The organism is Marinobacterium ramblicola (assembly GCF_019084545.1).
Lineage (GTDB): Bacteria > Pseudomonadota > Gammaproteobacteria > Pseudomonadales > Balneatricaceae > Marinobacterium_D > Marinobacterium_D ramblicola.
The window spans coordinates 140,034-157,800 of sequence record NZ_JAHREP010000001.1 but is presented as its reverse complement, the minus strand read 5'-3'; the positions used below and the strand labels follow the sequence as shown (position 1 = coordinate 157,800).

16 protein-coding genes and 1 pseudogene are annotated in these 17,767 nt (G+C 58.2%); 5 read left to right on the top strand and 12 right to left on the bottom strand.

What is annotated here, in order from left to right; translation table 11 throughout:
* Positions 1 to 29 precede the first annotated feature (29 nt).
* Together aroC and prmB are read right to left on the bottom strand one after the other, a co-directional pair.
* Complete coding sequence (aroC, locus tag KQ940_RS00515; RefSeq protein ID WP_217410722.1) at positions 30 to 1,121, bottom strand: chorismate synthase; 1,092 nt, start codon at positions 1,119 to 1,121, stop codon at positions 30 to 32.
* A 39-nt stretch (positions 1,122 to 1,160) separates the two neighbouring features.
* On the bottom strand, positions 1,161 to 2,081 hold the full coding sequence (gene prmB, locus KQ940_RS00510) for a 50S ribosomal protein L3 N(5)-glutamine methyltransferase (RefSeq protein ID WP_217410721.1): 921 nt from the start codon (positions 2,079 to 2,081) through the stop codon (positions 1,161 to 1,163).
* 63 nt (positions 2,082 to 2,144) lie between these two features.
* On the opposite strand from prmB, the gene KQ940_RS00505 reads away from it, so the two are divergent.
* Together KQ940_RS00505 and folE are read left to right on the top strand one after the other, a co-directional pair.
* Positions 2,145 to 2,702 (top strand): Smr/MutS family protein, encoded by a 558-nt coding sequence (locus tag KQ940_RS00505; protein WP_217410720.1) that lies wholly within the window; start codon positions 2,145 to 2,147, stop codon positions 2,700 to 2,702.
* 85 nt (positions 2,703 to 2,787) lie between these two features.
* Positions 2,788 to 3,327, top strand: coding sequence for a GTP cyclohydrolase I FolE (folE, locus tag KQ940_RS00500; protein WP_217410719.1), 540 nt, complete (start codon positions 2,788 to 2,790; stop codon positions 3,325 to 3,327).
* Here the strand turns inward: folE and KQ940_RS00495 are convergent.
* From KQ940_RS00495 to KQ940_RS00485, 3 genes are read right to left on the bottom strand one after another with little or no spacing between them, the layout of a single operon-like run.
* Positions 3,313 to 4,206 (bottom strand): patatin-like phospholipase family protein, encoded by an 894-nt coding sequence (locus KQ940_RS00495; RefSeq protein WP_217410718.1) that lies wholly within the window; start codon positions 4,204 to 4,206, stop codon positions 3,313 to 3,315. The two genes, folE and KQ940_RS00495, sit on opposite strands and share 15 nt — an antisense overlap.
* Before the next feature lie 2 nt (positions 4,207 to 4,208).
* On the bottom strand, positions 4,209 to 5,060 hold the full coding sequence (locus KQ940_RS00490; RefSeq protein ID WP_217410717.1) for a DUF4892 domain-containing protein: 852 nt from the start codon (positions 5,058 to 5,060) through the stop codon (positions 4,209 to 4,211).
* Positions 5,057 to 5,944: an alpha/beta fold hydrolase gene (locus tag KQ940_RS00485; RefSeq protein ID WP_217410716.1), complete on the bottom strand. Its 888-nt coding sequence runs from the start codon at positions 5,942 to 5,944 to the stop codon at positions 5,057 to 5,059. Before KQ940_RS00485 ends, KQ940_RS00490 begins: the two co-directional genes overlap by 4 nt.
* 79 nt (positions 5,945 to 6,023) lie before the next feature.
* Between KQ940_RS00485 and KQ940_RS00480 the strand changes: the two genes are divergently transcribed.
* Positions 6,024 to 7,826: a PglL family O-oligosaccharyltransferase gene (locus KQ940_RS00480; protein WP_217410715.1), complete on the top strand. Its 1,803-nt coding sequence runs from the start codon at positions 6,024 to 6,026 to the stop codon at positions 7,824 to 7,826.
* On the opposite strand, the gene KQ940_RS00475 is transcribed toward KQ940_RS00480, so the two are convergent.
* The 5 genes and pseudogenes from KQ940_RS00475 to dinG all read right to left on the bottom strand — a co-directional run bounded on the left by KQ940_RS00475 (position 7,765) and on the right by dinG (position 13,316).
* Entirely contained in the window at positions 7,765 to 8,244 is a 480-nt protein-coding gene (locus KQ940_RS00475; RefSeq protein WP_217410714.1) for a SixA phosphatase family protein, read from the bottom strand. The genes KQ940_RS00480 and KQ940_RS00475 overlap by 62 nt on opposite strands.
* 3 nt (positions 8,245 to 8,247) lie before the next feature.
* On the bottom strand, positions 8,248 to 9,270 hold the full coding sequence (locus KQ940_RS00470; RefSeq protein WP_217410713.1) for an NAD(P)H-dependent glycerol-3-phosphate dehydrogenase: 1,023 nt from the start codon (positions 9,268 to 9,270) through the stop codon (positions 8,248 to 8,250).
* A 23-nt stretch (positions 9,271 to 9,293) separates the two neighbouring features.
* Complete coding sequence (locus KQ940_RS00465; protein ID WP_217410712.1) at positions 9,294 to 9,503, bottom strand: hypothetical protein; 210 nt, start codon at positions 9,501 to 9,503, stop codon at positions 9,294 to 9,296.
* A gap of 359 nt (positions 9,504 to 9,862) precedes the next feature.
* Positions 9,863 to 11,173, bottom strand: a pseudogene (rhlB, locus tag KQ940_RS00460) (ATP-dependent RNA helicase RhlB); the annotation flags it as partial.
* 25 nt (positions 11,174 to 11,198) lie between these two features.
* Positions 11,199 to 13,316, bottom strand: coding sequence for an ATP-dependent DNA helicase DinG (gene dinG / locus KQ940_RS00455; RefSeq protein ID WP_217410711.1), 2,118 nt, complete (start codon positions 13,314 to 13,316; stop codon positions 11,199 to 11,201).
* Between the two features lie 121 nt (positions 13,317 to 13,437).
* Between dinG and lexA the strand changes: the two genes are divergently transcribed.
* Together lexA and KQ940_RS00445 are read left to right on the top strand one after the other, a co-directional pair.
* Positions 13,438 to 14,055, top strand: coding sequence for a transcriptional repressor LexA (gene lexA / locus KQ940_RS00450; RefSeq protein ID WP_425515608.1), 618 nt, complete (start codon positions 13,438 to 13,440; stop codon positions 14,053 to 14,055).
* Between the two features lie 15 nt (positions 14,056 to 14,070).
* Positions 14,071 to 14,475, top strand: a complete 405-nt coding sequence (locus tag KQ940_RS00445) for a SulA-like leucine-rich domain-containing protein (RefSeq protein WP_217410709.1) — start codon at positions 14,071 to 14,073, stop codon at positions 14,473 to 14,475.
* Positions 14,476 to 14,483: 8 nt separating this feature from the next.
* Here KQ940_RS00445 and KQ940_RS00440 read toward each other — a convergent pair whose 3' ends face one another.
* Complete coding sequence (locus tag KQ940_RS00440; protein ID WP_217410708.1) at positions 14,484 to 15,011, bottom strand: DUF6586 family protein; 528 nt, start codon at positions 15,009 to 15,011, stop codon at positions 14,484 to 14,486.
* Positions 15,012 to 15,029: 18 nt separating this feature from the next.
* Entirely contained in the window at positions 15,030 to 17,666 is a 2,637-nt protein-coding gene (gene topA, locus KQ940_RS00435) for a type I DNA topoisomerase (protein ID WP_217410707.1), read from the bottom strand.
* Between the last annotated feature and the right edge of the window lie 101 nt (positions 17,667 to 17,767).

The following is a 17,767-nucleotide window of genomic DNA, read 5'->3' as shown; positions in this document are numbered from 1 at the left end:
CCGGGATTAACGGCAAGCACTCTTGCCTGTTAGCTCAGCACCGGTGTCGTGCGCTCCACATCCCCATTCTGTGCACGATTGCGCAGCAGGTGGTCCAGCAGCACGATAGCCACCATCGCTTCGGCGATCGGTGTCGCGCGGATGCCCACACAGGGATCGTGCCGCCCTTTGGTTACAACCTCTATCGCCTCACCCTGGCTATTGATGCTGCGCCCGGGCAGACGCAGACTGGAGGTCGGCTTCAGCGCAATGCTGGCCAGGATCTCCTGTCCACTGGAGATGCCGCCAAGAATGCCGCCGGCATGATTGGACAGAAACCCCTCGGGCGTCATCTCGTCCCGATGCTCGGTGCCCTTCTGTTCGACCACGTCAAAGCCGTCACCGATCTCAACCCCTTTTACCGCGTTGATACTCATCAGGGCATGGGCGAGCTCCGCGTCGAGACGATCAAAGATCGGCTCACCGAGCCCGACCGGCACGCCGGAGGCAACCACGTTGATCCGCGCACCGATAGAGTTGCCCTCCTTGCGCAGGGCATCCATGTACTCTTCCATCTCGGCGACCACGTCGGCATCGGGCGAAAAGAACGGGTTCCGGTTGACCTGATCCCAGTCGAATCGGCTGGGATCGATCGCCACGGGTCCAAGCTGGGCCAGATAACCGCGCACCTGGACACCGTACTTCGCCAACACCTTCTTGGCCAAGGCGCCGGCAGCCACCCGCATTGCCGTTTCGCGCGCGGATGACCGCCCACCGCCACGATAATCGCGAATGCCGTACTTCTGGCTGTAGGTGTAGTCGGCATGAGCCGGACGGAAAGTGTCTTTGATGTCACTGTAGTCTTTGGAGCGCTGATCGGTATTCTCAATCAGCATACCTATTGGGGTACCGGTGGTACGACCTTCGAACACGCCCGAAAGTATGCGTACTTCGTCGGCTTCGCGTCGCTGCGTGGTGTGGCGTGAAGTACCCGGCTTGCGTCGATCCAGCTCGACCTGCAGTTCTGCTTCACTGATCTCGATACCCGGAGGGCAACCATCGATGATACAACCGAGCGCTGGGCCATGACTCTCACCGAAGGTGGTCAGGGTAAAGAGTTTGCCAATGCTATTTCCGGACATAGGTTCTATCCTGTCTCGCCGTGCCCCGTCGGGACACCATCAAATTCTATCGGAGTACTGACGCAGCTCCTGCGCCGTAATACAAAATACGCCGTTGCCGCCCCGCTCGAGCTCTATCCAGATCAGCGGCAGGTCAGGGTACTGCTCCATCAGATGCACTTCGGAGTTACCGACCTCGACCACGAGCAGCCCGTCATCGCTCAGGTAGCGCCCCGCCTCGCGCAGTATGCACCGGGTGATATCCAAACCATCATCTCCCGAACCCAGCGCCAGATCCGGCTCATGCTGGTACTCATCGGGCATGCTGGCGAGATCATCAGCATCCACATAGGGCGGATTGCTGACGATCAGGTCATAGGGCTGTGCGGGATCCAGCGCATCAAACAGATCGCTATGAACCACCTGTACACGCTCTGCCAACTGGTGGCGCTTGATGTTGCTCGCCGCAACCGCCAAAGCATCTTCCGAGATATCGACCAGGTCGACGGTCGCTTCAGGGAACACCAGCGCCGTTGCAATACCGATGCAGCCGCTGCCGGTACACAGGTCCAGCACACGCTCAACCGCCCCCTCCCGCAACCAGGGTTCATAGCCGTCTTCAATCAGCTCGGCGATGGGTGACCGGGGGATCAATACCCGCTCGTCCACATTGAATGCCAGCCCCATGAACCAGGCCTCGCCGGTGATGTAAGGCAGAGGCTTACGCTCCTCGACGCGCTGACGAAGATACTCCAGCACGCGACGCTTTTCACTGCGGGTCAGCCGGGCGTCGAGCACCTCCGGGCGGGTATCCCAGGGCAGATGTACCGCATTTAGCACCAGCTGTACCGCCTCATCCCAAGCGTTGTCCGTACCGTGACCAAAATAGAGGCCACGCTCATGAAATGCGCTCAGACTGAAACGCACGAAGTCGCGCAGCGTTTCCAATTCGTCGAGCAGAGATGCTTGATCCAGATTCATCGCAGGTCCGATAATGGGGGTTTTACAGGCCGCACATGTTAAAGAAAACGTACCTCAAACGCCATGACTGATGAACCGCAATCCGATCAATCCGACTTTCAGCGTGCAGTCTCCGACGTCAGTCCGTTACAGAGTGATCGTGCGGCGCTAAAGCGCAAGGGTGTGCCCACCCCCTCGGAGTCACAGCAATACCGACGCCAGGCCGCCGAGCAGGAGAATGAAACCTTCGTCGACGGACTGTCTACGACGGCGGTAGAGATCATCGAGTCCGAACAGGATCTGCTGTTCGTCAGCCCCGGCGTACAGATCCGTCAGATGAAGAAACTGCGCCGCGGCCATATACCCTGGCAGGCAGGTCTGGATCTGCATGGCTACACGCTCGACCAGGCGCGCGAGGAGCTGTCACGATTTATACGCGACTGCGAAGCGCGCGGACTGCGCTGTGCACTGGTCATACACGGCAAGTCATACTCCCAGCCAGGACAACCGGCGCTGATGAAATCCCACGTCAATGACTGGCTACGCCAACTCAGTCCGGTGCTGGCATTTTGTTCGGCACAACCGACCGATGGAGGCACTGGTGCGGTTTATGTGCTACTTAAACAGAAGCCGACACGTTGATCGCTTTACCTGACAGGCACGATAACGTACCTTAAGCGCTTTTTTCGACCCGTTCGGGACAGGTATCTCTCTGATGGAGCCACAGATGGAAGAATCCTACGCAAAAATCATCGAATCACTCGGTGAAGATCTGCAACGCGAGGGTTTGAAGGACACACCAAAACGTGCCGCCAAGGCGATGCAGTTTATGACCCGCGGCTACCAGCAGTCGCTGGAAGAGGTGGTCAACGGCGCCCTCTTTCCGTCCGACAACAGCGAGATGGTGCTGGTCAAAAATATCGAGCTCTATTCGATGTGCGAGCACCATCTACTGCCCTTCATCGGCAAGGCCCATGTCGCCTACATTCCGGATGGACGCGTGGTCGGCCTTTCCAAGATAGCCCGCATCGTCGACATGTTCGCCCGACGCCTGCAGATCCAGGAAAACATGACCAAGGAGATCGCAGAAGCGATCCAGCAGGTCACAGGCGCACTGGGGGTCGGCGTGGTGATCGAGGCTCAGCATATGTGCATGATGATGCGCGGGGTGGAGAAACAGAACGCCGAGATGAAAACCTCGATGATGCTGGGTACCTTCAGATCCAACCCGGCCACCCGCGCCGAGTTTCTGTCACTGGTCAGCTAAGTCCTCCTCCACGACTTCCGGGCCCCGCACTCCGGCACCTCTCTCCGGATCGGGGCTCACTTCAGCCAGCTCTTCAAACAGATCGAGTTGGCGGCAGGCCATTCTCCGCCCAATATCGATCAGCGCCGTTGCGCGATGAAACTCATGAAAACCACCCGCCTCCTTGGGCACCCTGATCACCAGGTCCGGGCTGTAACCGGCAATTTTGTAACGGGTCAGCGCCCCCTGCATCACCTCCATTGAGTTGAGCAGTACGGCGAAGCGCCCTGCACGGGCCGGAGACTTGGCCTCCTCCCCCGCGAGGTCCTCGGGGTCCAGATGCATAGCCACCGACTCCCGCGACGCGTTGACATCAACCGCGATGATCAGATCGGCATGAGCGGCAACCGTGGCAACGATCGGTAATGGGTTTAGCACCCCGCCATCTACCAGCACACGGTCCCCGCTGATCACGGGCGATACGATGCCGGGTATCGCTATCGATGCGCGCATCGCCTGCAGCAGACTGCCGCGCTGAAACCAGATCTCCTTATTGCTGGACAGATCGGTTGCGACCGCTGTGTAGGACACGGGGAGTGTCTCGATACTGGGGTCGCCAATCAACTCCCGCAATTTCGCAAACACCTTGTCGCCGTTGAACAGGGTGTTTCTGAAATTCAGATCCAGCAGGCGTACGACATCGATCCAGCGCAAGGTTTCAACCCAAGCCCTGTATTTAGCCATGCCACCGGCTGCATAAAGCCCACCGACCAGCGCCCCCATGGAGCAACCGGCAATACAGGTCACCTGATACCCTCTAGCCTCCAGCTCTTCGATTACACCGATATGCGCATAACCACGCGCTCCCCCTGTCCCCAACACCAGAGATACCGTCGTCATAACTACTCCTGATCAGTCAGTATCACCACAGCCAACTGCCTGCGCCCGCCCAACACACCCGGCGACAGCGCGCCCGCACCGTAGGCATCAATTCGATCGGGTTCAATGCCTTCCGCCAGCACCAGGTCACGCAGCCGCAGCGCCAGCTCGCGTGACTGGCTAAGGCTCAACTCGATATCACGCCCTGCCTGATGCAGCACCAATACCAAATGCTTGTCCGGACGATCCTTCAGCAACGCAGCCATAGTACGCACTGCATTTTCCGGCGACTCGGGCCAATCGGGTAACTCGGCATAGCCCTGCTGCTCAAGCACCTGCGCCCACCCCTGACTGCCGGTGGAGGTATCCACCAACCAATCGAGATGCAGGAAAACGCGGCCATTACCCCGCCGCACGGCATATATCACCAGATAGTTGGAGCCCTTTCGCGCCGCCAGATAGAACTGACTCTCGTCGACACCATACAGTCTTGCCGTATCGAACAGATCGTTGGCCCAGATGGTACTGGCCCCGCACTGCCGTCCGCTGCACTCGAACAACATCTCAGTACCCGCATCCTGCAACTGACCCCGAAGATAACGAAAGCCGTCCTCGGGCGAATGACCGACCGGCAGCTGCCAGGTCATCCTCACCAGCTTGCCGCTCAATCGAAGCTCGCGATCGGTCCGGATCAGACGATTGATCTTGACCACACCACCCAGCATCACCCTGTACTCCTGAGCCTCGATGGTAACGTCCTGAATCTGACGACTGCGTGGAAAGGGCTGCAGGAAGTCCGGCAGTTCAGCCTGAGCCACACCACTTTCGAACAGAGTGATAGCCAATAGTATCGAAATGAAAACATTCCTGGTCATCGGGCGAGCGCCTCCGTTCTGACGGATACCCCTTTATGCAAGTCGCAATAAAACAGATTTACCGCATCCGCGACCCGGTCCACCGTCTCCGGCTCCAGATGCGGGTGGTGACCACCGGCAAACTCGATCAGCCGCAAATGCTCAAGCAGGCCTAGTCGCTTGCGCGTTTTATCTGTCGAGATCCCGCCTTCAGCAAGGCAAACCAGCACCGGCACACCTATGCGGCGAAACAGTGCTTGCACCTGATCCTCACTAAAACGCAATAGCGAAGGCGCCAGCAAGCGCGGGTCGTGAGTCCAGCCATACCCTCCCTCCACCGGTCGTACCGCACGGGAGACGAGATGATTCGCAGCAACAGGACCAACGGGGAATCGCCCGCGCATTCTCGCGGCAACCATGCGTTCCGGATCTCGATATACGACCGGAGTCGACTGCGCGCTGGCATGCCACTCCAACGCCTCATACAGCTGTTCAGGAGTCTCGTCCGAATCGATGGTCAGCGGACCCAACCCCTCGATCATCACGAGGCTAGCAACCCGTTCAGGCGATGCCCCGGCGAGAACGGAGGTTACCGCTGCGCCGAGCGAATGCCCCAACAGGTGGACCTGTTGCAACCCCAGCGCCTCAATCGCCATTCGCAGATCAAACACGTAATCCCAGATGGCGTACCAACTGCTCTGATCGCGCCAAGCGGACCGCCCATGCCCGGCGAGGTCGACGGCGATTATGCGACAGCCTTCCAACCGAGGCGCAAGCTCCATGAAGCTTGCGGCATTATCCAGCCAACCATGCACGGCGAGCACTGTACGCTCCACAGATCCACCGAAATCGATCGCCGCAAGGTGCCGACCGCCGATATCGATACTGAGCTCTTTGATATGCATACATATCCTTAACGGTTTTCCTTCCCCAAGCATAACCGATTCGTTAGGATCCGACACAGACTGAAGCAAGGAGCCACCGATGCCACTACTGGAGCGCACCGCACTGACGCGGGAGCAGAGAGTCTTTTTTCTCACCTTCACACTCCTGGTACTGATCGCCCCCTTTTATTACCAACCCAACCTTGGCGGAGAGGGGCTGATGCTGCCCTACAACGCCAGCATTTGGGCGGCGAGCCTGATCACCCTGGCAGCCGGCCTGATCTCCATGCTCAAACATGAATCTTTTGTCTGTCCACGGCATATCGGTCTGCTCATGCTCTTTCCTGCAGGCCTGGTGTTGGGTGGATTTCTAACCGGGATCGAGCGCCCAACGGAGTGGCTGATCCGCCTCGGCGTAATCCTGGGCGGCATTCTGTTCTGGTTTTCGCTATTCCAGTTCCGTCTGACCCGGCGCCAGGTCGATACCGCCATCTATCTGGTGTTGGCCGGAATCATGATCCAGGGGCTGATCGGTCTCAGCCAAATCCTTCCCAACAATCCGTTCAAGGGCCTTATGCCCTGGGTAGCGGGAAAGGTACCGGCCGGCATCTACCAGCAACCCAACCTGCACGCCTCGATGATGGCGACAGGTATCGCACTGGCGCTGTATCAAGCGACTACGCCCGCCTTTTTACGCCTGCGCTGGCCGTTCAAGGGCCTGGTTTTGATGACACTGCTGCTCGCAAGCGCAAACATCGTCACTATCGGTTCGCGAGTCGGTTACCTGGGCCTGCTGATTGCGCTTACGCTGCTCGTGCTATCCAGGCACCGAGTGCTGTTCAGACGCAAGCTGACCAGCGCACTGTTGATCGCGGCCATCGCCGGAGGGGCGGGCATCGGGTTGAACACCAGTGATACAGGCACCGTCAACGCCATCACGAAATTTGAGCGACTGACCGCCAATGAAGGCGTCAGCGGCGACGCCCGCCCCCATATCTATCGCCTGGCCTGGCAAACCTTTCTGCAGTCTCCTCTCATCGGGCATGGGATAGGCAGTTTCCAGCATGTCTTCCAGGAAAATCGCCCAGCCTACTACCAGCAGGTTCCGAACTACAAACTGGATGACAAACGCTTCAGCCATCCGCACAACGAGTTGCTGTTCTGGATGATCGAGGGCGGCCTATTGGCGCTGGTGTCGATTGCGGCAGCCGCTGTGGCCGTCGTTTGGCAGCTGATACAGATGGGCTGGCAACGCGGCGGCGCCATGGCTGCACTGTTGGCGCCGATAGCACTGCACACCCAGGTCGAACTTCCTTTCTACATCTCCAATGTCCACTGGATCATGCTGCTGATACTGCTGTTTCTCTGCTTCCAGAGCGGCAAACGAGAGAGGGACTTAAAACTCAGCCACCCTGCACAAAGCGGGGTACGCGTCACGACGCTAGTGGCAACCCCCTTACTGATAATGTTCCTTGCTCACGCACTGCTGGCCAGTGCCGGCATCGTTCAGTACATGCGCAGCAAAGGCACCCAGCCCAAACACCTGGCACCAGCCCTGAACGACTTCTACTTCAGGGAGATGGGAGAGTATTTCTGGATGCGATCCGTGCTGTACCGGGAGCTACATCAGAATACCAAGGAGCACACGCAAGAGTTTATTGACTGGGCGCAACGCTACACACAACAGAGTCCGGACAAACAGCTATACACCGACATGGCTCGCGCCTACCTGCAGCTCGGCGAAAGACAGAAAGCGATCGAGACCCTGGCCCATGTCAGGGCGATCTATCCGGACGACAAACAGTTGGAGAAGCTTGAGGAAGCGGTGGTGAGCGGCAAGCTTACAGCCGATACCAGCAACGAAGCGAGCCCATCCCAGCTGCCGGCCAGTCAAGCTCGATAACCGCGATCTCACCCGGGGCGGGGCTGAACCTGGCGCCGCTTTCGCCTTCGCACAGCAACCCGATCAGCCACCCGAGAAGCGGCAGATGCCCAACCACCAACAACGCTGCATCTCCCGCCTCGCCGTCGGCGAAGTAGCGCTCAAGCAGTGACAGCGCCTGATGGGGGTCCGTCAGCGGCAAGAGTCGATCGCTAAACTCCTGCCGCACGGTACAAGAGAGGAAGGGGCACAACGCTTCTGCTGTTTCACGGCATCTACGCCAGGGACTGGATATCAGGCAAGACACCCGCCCCAGAGGCTCACCAAGCGCATCAGCGCGCTCCTGCAGGCGAACCAACGCGGCCTGAGTCAAAGGCCGTTCCGGGTCGTCATCCCGGCCCGCCACCGCTTCGCAGTGGCGCATCAACATCACACGCACGGCTCAGCTCCGCGGCAGTACGAACTCGACATCGCTGGCCTGCTGGTTGAGCATCATGCGCTTGGCAACCTCCTGCACCGGCGCGCCCTCAAAGACCACCTGATAGAGACCATCCACCAGCGGCATATAAACCTCTTTCTCGGCAGCCTTGTTGCGCACCTGACGCAGGGTATTGACCCCTTCCGCAACCTCGCCCAGTGCATCAACCGCTTCCTGCAAGGTTTTCCCCTGACCCAGCGCATAACCAACACGGTAATTACGACTGAGCGGCGACATACAGGTCACGATCAGGTCACCCACTCCGGCCAAGCCAAGAAAGGTAAGGGGGTTTGCCCCCATGCTGACGGCGAAACGACTCATCTCTGCCAAGCTGCGGGTCAACAGCATACTCTTGGTATTTTCCCCCATACCGAAAGCCGCGCTCATACCGGCCGCTATTGCATAGATGTTTTTCAACGTGCCGCCAAGCTCTACACCATAGGTATCGCTACTGGCGTAGACGCGGAAATAGGCGCTGTGAAGCAGTGCCTGAATGCTGTCACGCAACGCCTCGTCACCCGACGCGATCACCGTGCCGGTCAGCTCCCGTTGCGCCACCTCCTTGGCCAGATTGGGACCGCTGAGGACGCCGACCCGCGCATCGGGAAGCTCCTGAGATATCACCTCGCTCATCAGGCAAAAGGTGCCAGCCTCTATCCCCTTGGTCGTACTGACCAGGATCTGTCCAGGCCTTATCCAGGGACGAGCCTGCCGCGCAACCTCACGCACCGCACCGGAGGGCACGGATACGAAAACGATCTCTACATCCTTAAGCGCCTGAGCCATATCGGAAGTGGCAACCAAACCTTCAGACAGACTTACCCCGGGCAGATAGCGCTTATTTTCGTGCAGCGCATTAATCTGCTCGGCAGACTCGGCGTCACGCATCCATAGACGCACTTCGCGCCCCTTTTCGGCGATCATATTGGCGATCACAGTGCCAAAATTACCGCCACCGAGTACTGCCACTGCAGCAGAACCGCTCATATACTCCTCCGGCTGAACGAAATTCAGCGCTCGTCGATACTATCGAGCAATCGATTTATGCCGTAAAAGGCCAGTTTGACCACTCCGAAGGCAATCACCGCCAACCCCAGAAACAGCAACAACTGACGGGGATCTTCCGTGCGCCCGTACCCTGCAAGCCCAACGGCAGCAAAAAACGCACTGGCGATGATCGCCAACAGGTTACTGATTCGCCCCGTACGATGACGATCCAAACCTCAGCCCTCTATCGATCCTGTTTCGGTTGCTCAGCCTCATCCGGAGACTGCTCGCCAGAGGGTTCCGAAACCTGCTCGAGCGGCTGCTCAGGTTCCGGTTCGTCAACGTCAGACTCAGCTGCACTCTCCGGAGCGATCTCCGGCACGCTTTCCTGTTGAATCTCGTTTTCTTGGGCGGACGGCCGCTCCGGCTCGGCAACATCCGGCTCAACCGCATCCGACTCGATCGAGTCCTGTACAGCATCGATCGACTGTTCAGCAGCGGCTACGGCCTGCTCGGCATCAGCGGAACCTTCCTGCTCAGCGGATTCCCCATCTTTATCTGAACGCTTGCCAGCCGTAGCAACCGGATCAACCAACAACTCCGCCTCGGGATGGATGCATTCAAGCTTTACGCCGGTCTCCTCTTCGATCTGCGGGATCATGAATGAGTCATCCTCACAGGCGAAGCAGATCGACGTACCTGTAGCGCCAGCACGCCCGGTACGCCCTATGCGGTGCACGTAATCGTCCGCATCGTCCGGTAGCTGATAGTTGATAACGTGGGTAACGCCGTCGATATGAATGCCACGCCCCGCCACGTCGGTGGCGACCAGCACCTGTATCTTGCCGCTACGAAAATCTTCCAACGTCTTCAATCGCTTGTTCTGCGGAATCTCACCTGACATCAGCGCTGCACTTAAACCATCCCTACGCAGCTTCTCTGCCAATGATCGTGTCTCATGACGTCGATTGCAGAATACGATTGCGCGCTCGATGCCGTGAACCCGCAGGTAGTTAATCAGCAGACGGTATTTTTCATGACTGGAAACCAGAAAAACCTTCTGCGACACACTGTCGGTGGTCTTGCGTTCGGATTCGATTTCGATCCTGACCGGGTCGACGGTCCACTGCTGCGCCAGACGCATGATCTCTTCGGTAAAGGTCGCACTGTAGAGCAGCGTCTGACGCTCCGGCCCCTTGCGCGGAGTATGGCGAATGATGGTACGCACATCGGGGATGAAGCCCATGCTCAACATCCGGTCCGCCTCATCCAGAACCAGCACTTCCACGTTGTAAAGATCGACCTCTTTACCGCGGACAAAATCGATCAATCGACCCGGTGTAGCAACCAGTATATCGACCGGACCTCGCGCAAGATCCTTACGCTGGCGGTCGTAGTCCATCCCGCCCACCAGTGACACAACGCTAAGGTCGGTGTATTTGCACAACCCTTCCGCATCGGAGGCGATCTGCAGGGCAAGCTCACGGGTCGGCGCAATAATCAAAGCGCGGGGCTCGGCCAGCTTACGTCGAGCCTCAAGCGGATAGTCGAGCAGGTCGGTAATAATGCCGATCAGAAAGGCTGCCGTCTTACCTGTACCGGTTTGGGCCTTGCCGATCATATCTTTGCCGGCAAGCGCCGGTTCGATGGTTTCCGCCTGGATCGGTGTGCAGTACTCGAACCCCAGATCGGCGATGGCATGCATCAGCACATCAGGAAGATTGAAATCATGGAACCGCTTCTTGCCGTCCAGCGGCGCCACCTTGAAGCTCTCGGGCGTCCATTGACGGGACTCGTTCGCGCGCGACTCGCGCGGCTTACGGGAGCGGCGACGCCGCCGCGGCTTTGCCCCGGCATCATTGTTTTCGGCTGCGCTAGCTATCACTTTCTCTTCAATACTCAAGTGCTTACCTTCTTAATTAAACCTGTCAGTTATCGATCTGGCGGCGAAACGGCGGCAGGGAGTCCAATAGCAGGCGGCCATAACGGCGGGTCACTACCCGGCGGTCCAGCAACACCACACGCCCCCTGTCCTGCTCCGTTCTCAACAACCGGCCGACCGCTTGCGTAAGGCGCATCGACGCCGCCGGCACAGCCCAGTCGGAAAACGCATTTCCACCCTGTTGCTCGATCCATTCGGCCATAGTGGCATCCACCGGATCATCCGGGACGCCGAACGGCAGCTTGGTGATTATCACATCCGTGAGGTAGCCTCCGGGAAGATCCACCCCTTCCGCAAAGGACGCCAGGCCAAAAATAACGCTCGGCTGACCCGCGTCGATACGCTCGCGATGAATCCTCAGAATCTCTTGCCGGCTGTGGTCCCCCTGAGCAAGGATCCTATTCTTAATGGATTCAGGCTGGCGTTCAAGGGTAGACAACATTTGACGCCAGCTACTGAACAGAACAAGGGCGGCGCCAATACCCTCCAGCTGTTTGGCCAGATACACCGCAATCTCGTCGGTGTGGGCTTGCTGGTCGCCGGGATCCGAACTCATGGCCGGCACCTCAAGGGTACCCATATTGTAGTGATCGAATGGGCTTTGCAGCCTCACGCAACTGGTATCCGCCGGCAACCCCAACTGATCCAACAGACGATCGAAGCGGCCTAGCGCGGTCAGCGTCGCCGACGTAACCACAGCGCCGAAGCAGACATCCCAAAGATGATCGCGAAGGGTGTCGGCTGCGGAAACCGGGGCACTACGAAGCTCGATGTCCGTCGCTAACTCATGCTCTATGCGAGACAGCCAGCGTGCTGTTGGCGTCCGCCCTTCAGGGTCGGGTGTCGCGTAACTCCGCGCCAACCAACTGATCTGTTGCACACGGCCCCAGAGAACTCCCAGCTGAGGGTACCAACGCTCGGCCAGGCCACGCTCGATCTCTGCAATATCGCCCTCCATCGCCTCACGCAACACCGACACCAGCTGCTCCATATGCTGCTGAACCCGTTCGCTGGCATGGGTAAGGTCACGACACAGAATCCTGAGCACCTCCGGCACAAGGCCACGTGAGAAACGCACCCGCGGCCCTCGCTCTTCAGCATCGAGCAGTGCCTGTATCTGCGGCTCCAGTTGCGCCAGAATCTCGCCCATCTCCCGCAAAGGGTTGGCGATACGCTCAACAGGATCCAGCAACGCAACCGCCGACCCCGCTTCATCCAATAAGCCATGCAACCTCTTGGGCAGGGACTGACACAGCTTCTGACTACTGCCTAATCTCATCGAAAAGGCGAAATGACCACTAGCCTTGTCCGGTAGATGATGCCCCTCATCCAGTACGTATACTGTATCCTTCGGATCCGGCAGTATGGCGCCGCCGCCCAATGCCAGATCGGAAAGTACGAGATCGTGGTTGGCGACGACCAGTTCGGTACTGTCGAGCTGATCTCGGGCACGGTAGAAAGGACAGGCAGAAAAATTGAGGCAGCGGCGGTTGCTACACTGCATATGATCGCTGGTCAGCGGCCGCCAGAGCCCCTCGTCCAATGCGTCCGCCAGATTATCGCGATCACCGTCCCATCCCCCGGAAACGAAACGATCCATCAGGTCACGGTAGGTTGCGAGCGTATCGGCGTCGAGCACTTCGGCGTATTCATCCTCGTACAGAGCCATCTGACCGAGTTCTCCCTGCCGCTCAAGATGCTGCTCCATCTTGTTTATGCAGAGGTAACGCCCGCGCCCTTTGGCGAGCTGGTAGCGAACATCCAGTCCCGCATGCTGAATCACCTCGGGAAGGTCTTTGTTGACCAGCTGCTCCTGCAGCGACACCGTAGCAGTCGACAACACGATCCGCTTCTTGCGCGCCCTGGCGATCGGCAGCGTTGCCAACAGATAAGCAATGGTTTTTCCGGTACCGGTGCCCGCCTCGACCACACTGACGTGTCGCTCTCCTAAACGTTCGCCCTGCTCGCCCACGCCGATTCCGCCCAGGGTACGTGCAATCTCGGCGATCATCTGCTTCTGAGCGGCCCGCGCCTTCAATCCCCGACTGCTCAAAAACCGGCTGTAGGCAGACTGAATCTCCTGTTTTAGTGTTGCGTCGAGCAAGGGCGTTCCTTCCGATCCTGATTTGCGGGGCATAATAACAAGAGACTGGATGTTTAAACAGATAATTGCTTGACGCCGGCAAAATACTGTATAAAACTACATGTACTGTATAAATAGACATATGACCATGAAACTGACCAAACGCCAGAGCGAAGTCCTAGACTGCATCCGCCAGCATATTGAAGATACCGGCTACCCTCCTACCAGGGCCGATATAGCACGCGATCTCGGGTTCCGCTCGGCAAACGCGGCGGAAGAACATCTAAAGGCCCTGGCGCGTAAAGGGGCTATCGAGATTATTCCGGGAACCTCGCGTGGCATACGCCTGCCTGAACCCGAACTGTCCGAGCACGGACTACCGATCGTGGGACAGGTTGCAGCAGGCGAGCCGATATTGGCGCAGCAGCACATCGATGACTACTGCACCATCGGCGCTGAGTTTTTTCACCCAAGCGCAGATTACCTGCTTCGCGTTCGCGGCATGAGCATGAAGAACATCGGCATCCTCGATGGCGACCTGTTAGCCGTGCATCAAACACCGGAAGCGCGCGAGGGGCAGATAGTTGTAGCCAGAATTGGTGACGACGTCACCGTGAAACGTTTTCACCGTGAAGGATCCATGGTGTACCTGATTGCCGAAAATGAGGAGTTTGACCCGATCGAGATCGACCTCTCCGAGCAAGAGCTTCAGATTGAGGGGCTGGGTGTCGGCGTCATTCGGCAGAGAGCAGACCTTTAACAACGAGGTGTCAGCATGCACGCGACAGCACTGGACTACGGGACAACTAGCTTATCAGCACCCACAGGTGGCCGCGTTACCGAGATCATTCAGCACAATGGTGATATATCATTATCGCCCCTGCTGCTGCCCATGCTGGCCCAACTCAGCCGCCAGCAGCGCTGGCTTGCACTGGTCGGTGCACCGACCGAGATCGATCGCACCGCTCTTTCCGCGGCCGGTGTAGCGCTTGACCGTATATGGATACTGCGCCCGGACAGCAAACACTCGACAGTGGATCTCGCACAGCGGGCATTAAGCGCCGACACCTGTCACACCGTCGTGTCCTGGCACAGCCATCTGGATGAGGGTGAGATAAACCTTTTACAGCAGGCAGCAAGCCTTGGAGACGTACAGGGAATCGTGGTACGCAGCCGCTAAGCGGCCAGCTACCACTCCAGCATCGCGCTGCGCTGACGATCGATCAGCGCATTCAGCTCCGAATACCACTGCTGAAACTCCGTCAACAATACTCCATCCTCAGCATGGTCTGGATTGACCTGCACAATGTGGATCTCCGACAGGCTTTGCCTTGCATCTGCAGGCTTTGAGCGCTCGGCGGAAGCGCTCCAGCACGCCAGATACGCACGTTCCAACCTTGCCAGCCAACTGCCCGGACTGGCAGCCAGCTGCTCCATCTCATTCAGTTCGGGTGACTCCTGGCCCGTCGACTCAAACTGCGCCTGCAGGTCAGCAACGCCGTCAATGGCACTAACATCAAGCCGATAACGCTCACCGATCTCGCGGATGAAAGCGTGAACAGCCCCCTTCAGATGAAAGAGGACCGATTCGTTGTAGGACTCGATGATGCCATGCTTATTCCAGGCAGTGGAGTCTTGCGCCCGGACCAATGCATCGAGATGCAGGCGCACGAAACCCAGCTTCTGATTGGTCCTGGCTACGTAGATTTCGCTCATACCGCCCTCGTCAGACTGTCACTTCTTTTTGCGTGCATGCTCTTCACGCCATTTACCACCGGCGCAATAGGCACGCCACCCAGTCGCCTTGCCGTCCTGTTCCGACATGACATACTGCTCTTTCGTCTTGCGGCTATAGCGGATGATAGCCGGATTACCCTCGCCATCGTGCTGCGGCGCGTCAAGCAGGTAGTGATATTTCGGATCAAGCTCATCTTTATGCAGAATCAGCTCCGACACCAAAGGCGCCCTTGTCTCCCGGTTTTTCGGGAACTGACTTGCGGCCAGAAACAGACCGCTGGCACCATCACGCAGTACATAGTGGTCGTCAACCTTCTCGCATTTGAGCTCGGGCATGTCGATCGGATCGATCTTTGGCGGCGCCACTTCACCACTTTTCAGCAGCTTGCGGGTGTTCTTGCACTCCGCATTGGTGCAGCCGAAGAACTTGCCGAAGCGGCCGGTTTTAAGCTGCATCTCCGAGCCGCACTTGTCGCACTCGATAACAGGACCGTCATAACCCTTGATCTTGAAGCTTCCGGCCTCGATCTCGTAACCGGCACAATCCGGATTGTTACCGCATACGTGAAGCTTACGGTCGGCGTCAACCAGGTAGGAGTCCATCGCAGCACCGCACAGATCGCAGCGATGTTTGCTGCGCAGAATGCGCGACTCCTCCTCATCATCCCCCTCGGCGCTGACCACCTCATCCCCGGGGATCAGGTTGATGGTGGCTTTGCAGCGCTCCTTAGGCGGCAGGTTATAGCCGGAACAGCCCAGGAAAACGCCGGTACTGCCGGTTCTGATCATCATCTTTCGACCGCATTCCGGGCAATCGATATCGGTTGGCGTCGGACTGTTGGGACGCATACCGCCTTCCGGTGACTGCGCGCTCTCCAGTTTATCGACAAAGCCGGCGTAGAAGCGATCAAGCAGCTCGCGCCAATCCACATCGCCTTGCGCGATCTCATCCAACTGCTCCTCCATCCGGGCAGTGAAGCTGTAGTCCATCAGATCGGCGAAGTTCTCGTTGAGCCGCTCGGTGACGATGTCACCCATCTTTTTGGCATAAAAACGGCGCCCCTGAACCTCCACATAGCCGCGATCCTGGATAGTCGAGATGATCGAAGCATAGGTAGAGGGGCGTCCGATACCGCGCTTCTCCAACTCTTTGACCAGGCTCGCTTCAGAGTAACGGGGCGCCGGCTTGGTAAAGTGCTGCTTGGGATCCAGCGCGCCAAGTGTGAGCTGATCGCCCTGCTGCACATCCGGCAGGATCAGATCCTCATCGCTCTTGCCTTTCGTCGCCAATACCCGCGTATAACCGTCAAACTGGAGAATACGCCCCTTGGTCGTCAGCTCGAACTCCCCTGCCTTAACCTGCAGGCGGGTACTTAAATAGCGAGCAGGGGTCATCTGACAGGCGATAAACTGACGCCTGATCAAGTCGTATAGACGCACAGCATCCGTATCCATACCGGCCAACCGGTCGGCGGTCATCTCAACATCGGAGGGGCGGATCGCTTCGTGCGCTTCCTGCGCGCCCTCTTTAGAGCTGTAGCGTACCGGGTCGGCCGGCAGATACTCATCCCCGTAGCGAGACTGGATATGTTCACGACAGGCCGCCACAGCCTCAGCGCTCAGATTGGTAGAATCTGTACGCATGTAGGTGATATAGCCGGCTTCGTAAAGGCGCTGGGCCAGCATCATCGTTTTCTTGACGCCAAATCCCAGGCGAGTACTGGCTGCCTGCTGCAGTGTCGAGGTGATAAACGGCGCGGATGGTTTGCTGCTGGTCGGCTTGTCCTCTCGATTGACCACCGTGAAGCGAGCCGCGTTGAGCGCATCGAGCGCGATCTGGGTCTGGGCCTGGTTGACCGGCCGGAAGTTGGCACCGGCCTGCTTGGTCACCTGCAAGCGGAGCGCTTCGGCCTCAGGCGTTTTGACATCGGCGTGAACCTCCCAGTACTCCTCCGGGACGAAGGCCCTGATCTCCCGTTCACGCTCGACCACCAGACGCACGGCAACCGACTGCACACGACCGGCCGAGAGTCCGCGCGCCACCTTCTCCCACAGCAGAGGCGACAGCATATAGCCCACGACGCGATCGAGAAAACGGCGCGCCTGCTGCGCATTGACCCTGTTCAGATCCAGCTGCGCCGGCTCCTCAAACGCATCCTTGATCGCCTTCTTGGTGATTTCGTTAAACACCACACGGCGATAGCGACTATCGTCACCACCGATGGCTTCGCGCAGATGCCAGGCAATCGCCTCCCCTTCGCGGTCCAAATCGGTTGCGAGATAGATTTCGTCGGCGGAGCGGGCAAGTTTCTTCAGCTCTTCGACAACTTTTTCCTTACCCGGCAGGATCTCGTAGTGCGCCTCCCAGGCGTTTTCCGGATCGACCCCCATACGAGCAACCAGCTGTTCGCGGGATTTGCGCTTTTTATACTCCTCTTTCTCCTGCGCAGACATCTTGCGGGTTAAAGCAGCCTGCTTAGCACGCTCCTTAGGGTCGCTTTTCGCCGCGCTGCCGCTGGTCGGCAAGTCGCGAATATGACCAACGCTCGATTTCACCACATACTGGCTACCGAGATATTTGTTGATCGTTTTCGCCTTGGCCGGCGATTCCACAATTACGAGCGTTTTTCCCATCAGGATATCCTTAAACAGCTGGTACCATCCCCAGAAACTGCGTGCATATATAAGTGTTGTGCTACCGGGGGTCAAGCGAGGCCCGCATTAAATCATAGAGA